Origin of the sequence: Tenacibaculum piscium, from assembly GCF_021390755.1 — a bacterium.
GTDB lineage: Bacteria > Bacteroidota > Bacteroidia > Flavobacteriales > Flavobacteriaceae > Polaribacter > Polaribacter piscius.
The window spans coordinates 1-8811 of sequence record NZ_JAJGWR010000018.1 but is presented as its reverse complement, the minus strand read 5'-3'; the positions used below and the strand labels follow the sequence as shown (position 1 = coordinate 8811).

General features: G+C 38.3%; 2 protein-coding genes. Both read left to right on the top strand.

What is annotated here, in order from left to right; all coding sequences use genetic code 11:
- The coding region (locus L0U72_RS11620; RefSeq protein WP_233899374.1) for a phosphopantetheine-binding protein at positions 1–424 on the top strand (424 nt) is incomplete at its 5' end.
- The coding region (locus L0U72_RS11615) for a non-ribosomal peptide synthetase (RefSeq protein WP_233899372.1) at positions 421–8811 on the top strand (8391 nt) is incomplete at its 3' end. The genes L0U72_RS11620 and L0U72_RS11615, both read left to right, overlap by 4 nt.

The following is an 8811-nucleotide window of genomic DNA, read 5'->3' as shown; positions in this document are numbered from 1 at the left end:
ATTACAAGAAAGTTTACCAGAGTATATGGTTCCAAGGTTGTGGGTACAATTGGATGAGATGCCTTTAACTTCCAATGGAAAATTGGATAGGAAGGCGTTACCTGAACTGGATAGTTCAGATTTGTCCACGAAAGCCTATGTGGCTCCAAGGACAGAAGTGGAAGCTCAATTAGTGAAAATATGGCAGGAATTGTTAGGAGTAGAAAAGGTGGGTATACATGACAATTTCTTTGAACTGGGTGGTCATAGTTTGCTGGCTGTCCAATTAATTTCAACTATTGTTAAAGATTTAGAAGTAGAAATTAAGGTTAAAGATGTATTCAATTTTGTGGATATAGAAGGGCTAAGTAAATATATAGAATATATAAAAGGGAAGAAAAAAGACAACTCAGAAGTGAGTTATAAAAAAATAATAAAGTTATGATAAATAAGGCATTAAGTATTATCATAAGTGCACAAAATCAGGGGTTTAAATTAGAAGTTGAAGAAGATGATTTAGTTTTAAAATCGGAAAATGAAAATATCGATAATGATTTAATCGCTGAGATAAAAAATAATAAAGAACTCATTATTGAATGCTTAAGAAAAATAGATGTAATAGATGGTTCCAACGAAAGGATTAGCAAAGATGAGATAAGACCATTTGATAGAGAAAGTGTTAAGCAAATTCCTTTATCTTTTAATCAGGAGCGTCTATGGTTTTTAGATCAGTTATATGGTAGTGTAGAATATCATATACCCTTTGCGTTGCGATTTTCTGGTCATCTGGACAAAAATATATTATCCTCGAGTCTTAAAGAGATTGTCACTCGTCATGAAGTGCTCCGCACCGTCATCTATTCAGAAGAAGGAACGGGTTATCAAAAAGTATTATCACCTGATGATTGGGAGCTTTCTTTTAAAGAAAGAATCTCAAACCCTTCTGTATTGTCTGAAGATTTAAAATCTTTCCTATCTGATCCTTTTGATTTAAGTACAGATTATATGTTCCGTTCATGTTTGTATGATCTAGGGAACAAGGAGTATGTTCTGGCAGGGGTGTTTCATCACATTGCCAGTGATGGTTGGTCTCAGAATATTCTCATAGGAGATTTTATAGTGCTTTATCACGCTTACGCCTTAGGGAAAGCACCGAGTTTACCTTCATTGTCCTTGCAATATTCAGATTATGCTTTGTGGCAACGAGAGTCTTTAGATAGTACTATTCTAGATAAACAGTTATCCTATTGGGAAAACCAATTGAAGGAAGTAAGTACCTTACAATTACCTAAGGATTATATATGTCCAATCGTAAGAGGTGTTTCAGGGGCGGTTCTCTCTATGGAACTGGACGTGATTCTGAGTGCAGACATAAAAGCTTTGAGTCGATATGAAGGCGTTACCGATTTTATGACATTGTTGACTGTCTTCAATGTTTTATTGTCTAGGTATAGTAGACAGAAAGATATTTGTGTGGGGACTTCAGTAGCAAATCGTACTCAAAAGGAACTGGAAGGTATGATTGGTTTCTTTGTTAATAATCTACCCCTCCGTGTTCAGGTTAAAGAAGGTGGTTCTTTCCAAGAGTTGTTACAAGAAGTCAAGAAAACGACTTTAGAAGCCTATGACTTCCAGCAGGTTCCCTTTGAAAAGATTGTAAACCGTGTGGTGACAACACGTGATACACTTATGAATCCCCTGTTCCAAGTACTGTTTGTATTTCAGAATACACCAGGAGATAATAGTATTGAAATCGATGGACTTACAATATCCAATTACGAAGATCGGGTATTGGATACTTCCAATTTTGATTTGAAGATGACTGTTAATGAAACGGAGGATCGTTTTTCTTTGACCCTTAATTATCGAACAGACTTATTTAAGGAGGAAACCATTCAAAGGATGGCTACCCATTATCAGAAACTCTTAAAAGCGATTATAAAGATCCCATCTTCGCAAATAGATGAATTATCGATGCTTACTGTAGAAGAAAGACATAAGTTATTAGAGGAGTTCAACAATACAACTGTTGACTACTCAACGGATAGTACAATAGTTGATATATTTGAGACGCAAGCCTTAAAGACGCCAAATGCTATTGCAGTGGTTAATGAAGGAAGTCATTTAACCTATAAGGAATTAGATAAGAAATCGAATCAACTCGCTCATTATTTAATGGATAAAGGTGTATCTGTAGAAGATATGGTGGGCATTTGCTTGGGTCGTAGTTTGGAGATGATCATTGGTATTCTGGGGATTTTGAAATCAGGTGCGGTCTATGTTCCTATAGATTCTGATTTTCCAGAGTCTCGGATAGATTATATGTTGGAGGATTCAGGCGTGAGTATACTACTAAGCGATGGTAAAAATAGTGCTCGTTTTTCATCAAAAGAAACATTAAAAATTATAGCATTGGATAGCGATTGGTCTAAAGAGATGGCTCATCAATCCATAGAAAAAATAAAAAGGGTGGCTTCCCCATCACATCTAGCTTATGTCATTTATACCTCTGGAAGTACGGGTAAACCCAAAGGCGTTCAGATAGCGCATAGCTCATTGACGGATTATTTCCACGGCATTTTGGAGAAGACCAATATAGCTTCATGTCAAAGTTTTGGATTGACTTCTAGTATAGCAACAGATTTAGGAAATACCATTCTTTATCCTTCCTTGTTAACAGGAGGTACGCTTTATGTGCTTTCAGAAGATGAATTGATGGATGCGGATAGTCTTTCAGACTTAGGAATTGACTGTTTAAAAATGGTACCCTCGCACTGGAAAACCTTACAGTCTAAGGATAGCTTACTAGTCCCGAAAAAGTGTTTGATTTTAGGAGGAGAAGCCTTTACCGATGATGTTTTTGAACTGTTGTCTTCAAATAATATAGACTGTGAGGTTTACAATCATTATGGACCTACCGAGACTACAATTGGTAAACTGATTTATAAAGTAGATTTAACGCAAGCGTTAGTACGATCTGTTCCATTAGGCGTTCCATTTGGTAATGCAGATGTTTATGTATTAGATTCAAAAGATCGCTTATGTCCAATAGGTGTTGTGGGAGAATTGTGTATAGGAGGCTCGGGAGTAGCAAGAGGATATTTGAATAATGAGGAGTTGACTCAAGAGCGATTTGTTGCTAATCCGTTCAAAGCAGGCGATCGAATCTACAGAACTGGCGATTTGGCTCGCTGGCTATCTGATGGAAATATTGAGTTTTTAGGTAGAAAGGATAACCAAGTAAAGATACGAGGCTATCGTGTTGAGCTTGGAGAGATTGAGAATGTCTTATCACGACTACCGGAAGTCACACACTCCTGTGTTCAGGTCAAAGAAGATGACGGTGACAAACAATTGGTGGCCTATGTGGTGATGGAGAATTCGTTAGATAAGGAGGCCTTTCAATTGCAATTGGAGGAGAATTTACCAGAGTATATGGTGCCTAGATTATGGGTGAAACTAGACGAGATGCCGTTGACCTCTAATGGAAAGATAGACAGAAAATCATTACCAGAGATAGACTTGTCTACCTTATCTACAAAAACCTATGTAGCTCCAAGAACAGAGATAGAAATACAGTTAACTGAGATTTGGCAAGAACTGTTAAAAGTGGAGCAAATTGGTATCCACGATAACTTTTTCGAATTGGGAGGACAGAGTCTATTAGCCATTCGTTTGATAGCGCGCATACGCAAGTTGGGCTACACGGTGAGCATCGGAGATTTTTATGCAGAGCCCAATATTGCTCAGTTAAGTAAAAAAATAAGGACTTCCGATGAAAGTTATAAAGTACCTGACAACGGTATTGTAGAAGGCTGTACTTATATAATTCCATCAATGGTGACTTTGGTGGACTTAAGTCAGGACGAATTGGACGTTATTATGAATCATGTACCTGGAGGCGCCAGCAATATTCAGGATATGTATCCACTAGCACCCTTACAGGAAGGTATTTATTTCCATCATTTGATGAGTGATAAAACCACTGGAGACCCGTATGCCTTGTCACGATTATTAGCTTTCTCATCATTAGACAAGCGTTCGGAATTTATAGAAGCCTTAGATTTTGTTATCCATCGCCATGATGTGCTTCGTACTTGTGTGCTAAATGAAGGGTTACCGCAGACTGTACAGGTGGTGTTGAGAAAAGTGAACTTGACTGTAGAAGAGTTGTCTTTAGATAAGGGAAAAGACATCCTGTTTCAATTACAAGAGCTGCAGGCGTCTCACAACATGTACATCGACCTAACACAAGCACCTGCAATACGTGTAAAGACCGCAGATGATTTAAAAAAGGGAACCTATTATTTACTTCTGGATAACCATCATATGATGATGGATCACATGGGGACATCAAAAATAATAGAGGAAATAGGGCTGTATCTATCTGGGCGAGCAGGAATGCTGCCAAGACCCGCTTTATATAGAGATTTTGTGGGCTATGTTATAAACAATGAGAAGGCGGCGGAGAGAGAAAAATACTTTAGCGATTTGTATAGTGGTATAGAGACACCTTCTTATCCATTCAATTTATCGGATACCAAAGTCGATGGTCAAACCACCATCATTTTTTCAAAAGCAATGCTGTCCTCTGAATTACGGGATCGTATTCGAAAGGTATCAAATGATTTACAAGTAAGTCCAGCCGTATTATTTCACGCAGCCTTTGGATTGGTTGTAGGAAGATGTAGTGGTACGGATTATGCGCTATTTGGTTCGGTGCTCTTAGGAAGATTACAAGGAGTGAAAGGCTCGGAATCTTCACTAGGGCTTTTTATGAATACCCTTCCCATAGTATTAGATCTCAAAGGAGACATCCCATCATATATTTCTCAAACAAGTGAGAGTTTGCAAACCCTTTTAGACCACGAACAAACGCCATTGTCTAGTGTTCATGATTGGAGTGGCATTCCTAATGGTGTTTCCATGTTTAGTGCGTTATTAAACTACAGACATTCAGGATCAGTTTACCTGGATAATGATGCTAATTTTGAGGTTAAAGTAGTGTCTGGTCATGTGCAAACCAATTATCCGTTTACCATGGATGTGGATGATTTTGGTGATGATTTTGGATTGACATTAAATATCTCGTCTATAGGAATTGACCCTTCTAATGTACTGTCCTATATGGAAGAAGCTTTAAAAGAATTGCTCGTACATATAGATAAGCCATCGCCAATGAAAGTTGAGAGGCTATCAATTCTAACAAAAGAGGAGAGGCATCAATTATTGGAGGTCTTTAACGATACCGATACGGACTGTCCAAAAGATAGTACGGTAGTCGAACTCTTTGAAGCACAGGTCTTAAAAACTCCTAAAGCCATTGCTGTAGTCTCTGAGGAAGCCAGTCTAACTTATAAGGAGTTGGACGAAACCTCAAACCAGCTAGCGCACTACTTGATCAGTAAAGGCGTATCTGTAGAAGATAAGGTAGGTATCTGTATGGATCGTAATCTGAAGATGATCATTGGTATCTTGGGAATCTTAAAATCAGGAGCAGCCTATGTTCCTATAGATCCAGATTACCCACAATCTCGCAAAGATTATATGTTGGAGGATTCTGGAGTTAAGATTTTATTAAGTGAAAGTGTTATGACACTTTCGGATAAAGACTATATAGAAGTTGTGCTTTTGGATAGCGATTGGGATACCATAAGTATAGAGTCTACAGACAGATTAAAAAACAGGATCTCTCCTGATAACTTGGTTTATATCCTGTACACATCTGGGAGTACAGGGCAACCCAAAGGAGTGGCAATGCCTCATAGAGGAATGTTCAATTTGATTTCCTCTTATTACAATATGAGAATTAACCACGAAAGGGTGACTCAATTTAATAGCATGAGTTTTGATGCTTCCTTTTCAGAGGTCTTCTTTACCCTTACACAAGGCGGAGCATTGTATATGCTTCCTTCACCGCTAAAAGGAGATTTGAGAGCTTATGTAGAGTTCATGAATACCAATGAGATTAAAACCACATTCCTTCCTACCTCTTTCTTTCATTTTATTGGAGGAGAAAATGTGCTGGAGAAACTAATATACTTAGAAGACTTTATCATAGCAGGAGAGCAATTGCAATTGTCAAAGTCTGTTATAAAAGGCTTGAATCAAATGGATGTTACCTTACATAATCACTACGGTCCAACAGAAGCACACGTAGTCACTACAAAAAAGGTAGATTACAGACTCAAAAATATTGCAGACCAACTTACAGACATAGGAAAACCAATTGCCAATACACAGGTTTATGTACTTAACCAAAACCTTGGTCTTGTCCCAACAGGAAGTGTTGGTGAATTGTGTATTGGGGGAGTTCAGGTGGCCAATGGATATTTAAACAAGACGGAACTATCTAATAAAAAGTTTGTAACAAATCCCTTTAAAAATGATGAGCTGATGTATAGAACGGGAGATTTGGCCCGTTGGCTTCCCGGTGGAAATATAGAGTTTTTAGGAAGGAAGGATGATCAGGTCAAAGTACGAGGCTACCGTATTGAGTTGGGCGAGATTGAGAACATATTATCCCAATTATCAGGAGTCACACAATCCTGTGTTTTGGTAAAACAAGACAACGAAAGAAACAATCGATTAATTGCCTATGTGGTGATGGAAACCGACTTTGACAAGGAAGTGTTACAAGAACAATTACAGGACAATCTTCCAGAGTATATGGTGCCAAGATTGTGGATGGAACTAGACGAAATGCCATTGACATCCAATGGTAAACTCGATAAAAGAGCCTTGCCGGAACTGGATAGTATGGAGCTGTCTTCTAAAGCATATGCTGTTCCAAAAACCGCCACGGAAAAAGGATTAGTGGCTATTTGGCAAGGACTCTTAGGAATTGAGCAGGTGGGAATCTATGACAACTTTTTTGAGCTAGGAGGGCACAGTCTATTGGCTACGCGTTTGGTATCTATGATACGAAATGAACTGAATATAGAGGTGACCATTCGGGATATCTTCTCTTACACAAGCATTGAAAGCTTAGGCACCTACATATCACAACAAGATAAGGGTACTTTATTACCTGAGGTTATCAGAGTAGAGGAAAGACCCCATAAGATGCCTTTATCTTTCAGTCAGGAACGACTGTGGTTCCTAGACAGATTTAAAGGAAGTGTGGAATACCATATACCAGTCGTATTTAGACTCTCGGGAGATTTGGATCAAACAGCGCTATCCTCAAGTCTTAAGGAAATTGTTACCCGTCATGAAGTGCTTCGAACAGTGATTCATTCAGAAGAAGGATTAGGGTATCAAAAAATACTATCACCTCATGACTGGGCGCTTTCTTTGAGGGATAAGATGACTGACCTTTCTGAATTAACTGAAGATTTAAAAGATTTTCTATCCAGGCCTTTCGATCTGAGTTCGGACTATATGTTTCGTTCGTGTTTGTATGATTTAGGAAATGAAGAATATGTCTTGGCAGGCGTATTCCACCATATTTCCAGTGATGGTTGGTCTCAAAATATTTTAATAAGTGAGTTTACAGAGCTTTATCGCTCCTACATATCTGGAAAGAAAGCCAACCTACCAGTATTGCCACTGCAGTATTCAGATTATACGTTATGGCAGCGCGAACATTTGGAAGGAGATATCATCGAAAAACAGTTAGTTTATTGGGAAAACCAACTAGAGACTGTAGAGACTTTACAGCTGCCCACAGATTATTCACGTCCTTCAGTACAGAGTGTTGCAGGAGCAACACTTTTGTTTGAAATGGACCATGAATTGAGTAAAAATATCAACGCTCTGAGTCAAAAAGAAGGCGTTACAGTTTTTATGACCTTATTGACGGCCTTTAAGATACTATTGCGTAAATACATCGGACAGGAGGCTATTAGTGTCGGAACTTCGGTAGCAAACCGTCTCCAAAAAGAGCTGGAAGATATGATTGGTTTCTTTGTGAATACCTTAAGTCTTTATACTCATGTCAGAGAAAACGATTCTTTTAAAGAACTGTTACAATCGGTTAAGCAAACAACTTTGGATGCATACGACCATCAACAAGTTCCTTTTGAAAAGGTTGTAGAACGCGTTGTTAAGACCAGAGACATGAGCGTGAGTCCACTCTTCCAAGTGATGTTTGTACTACAGAACACACCAAAGGATAGTAATTTTGAAATAGAAGGGCTTACACTATCCAATTTCGAAGGTGACGAATTAACAACGTCGAAATTTGATCTCACAGTAACCCTAGCTGAGACTGAGGCCGGTTTTGCTATGAGCATCAATTACTGTACAGATTTGTTTAGGGAAGAAACCATTCAAAGGATGTTTGTTCATTATCGAGAGCTTTTAAATTCTATAGTTGCTTCACCAACTTCACAGCTGAGTGATTTATCAATTCTAACAAAAGAGGAATCCCATCAGTTGTTAGAGGTCTTTAACGATACCGATATGGATTATCCAAAAGATAGTACGGTAGTCGAACTCTTTGAAGCACAGGTCTTAAAAACGCCTGATACCATTGCCGTGGTTTATGGGTCAGAAAGTTTAAGCTACAGAGAATTGGAGGAAAGATCGAATCAACTCGCTCATTATTTAATAGATAAAGGCGTATCAGTAGAAGATAAGGTTGGTATCTGTATGGATCGTAGCCTGGAGATGATTGTTAGTATTTTAGGGGTCTTAAAATCAGGAGCAGCCTATGTTCCTATAGATCCAGATTACCCCAAAGATAGGATTAACTTTATGATCCAGGATGCTACTATAGATCTACTATTGAGTACCTCTGGTCTTGTTGATCGAATGTCAGATTTGGAGGTGTCAGAACTTATATTATTAGATAAGGATTGGGAGTTGATACAGAAACAATTTATAAGG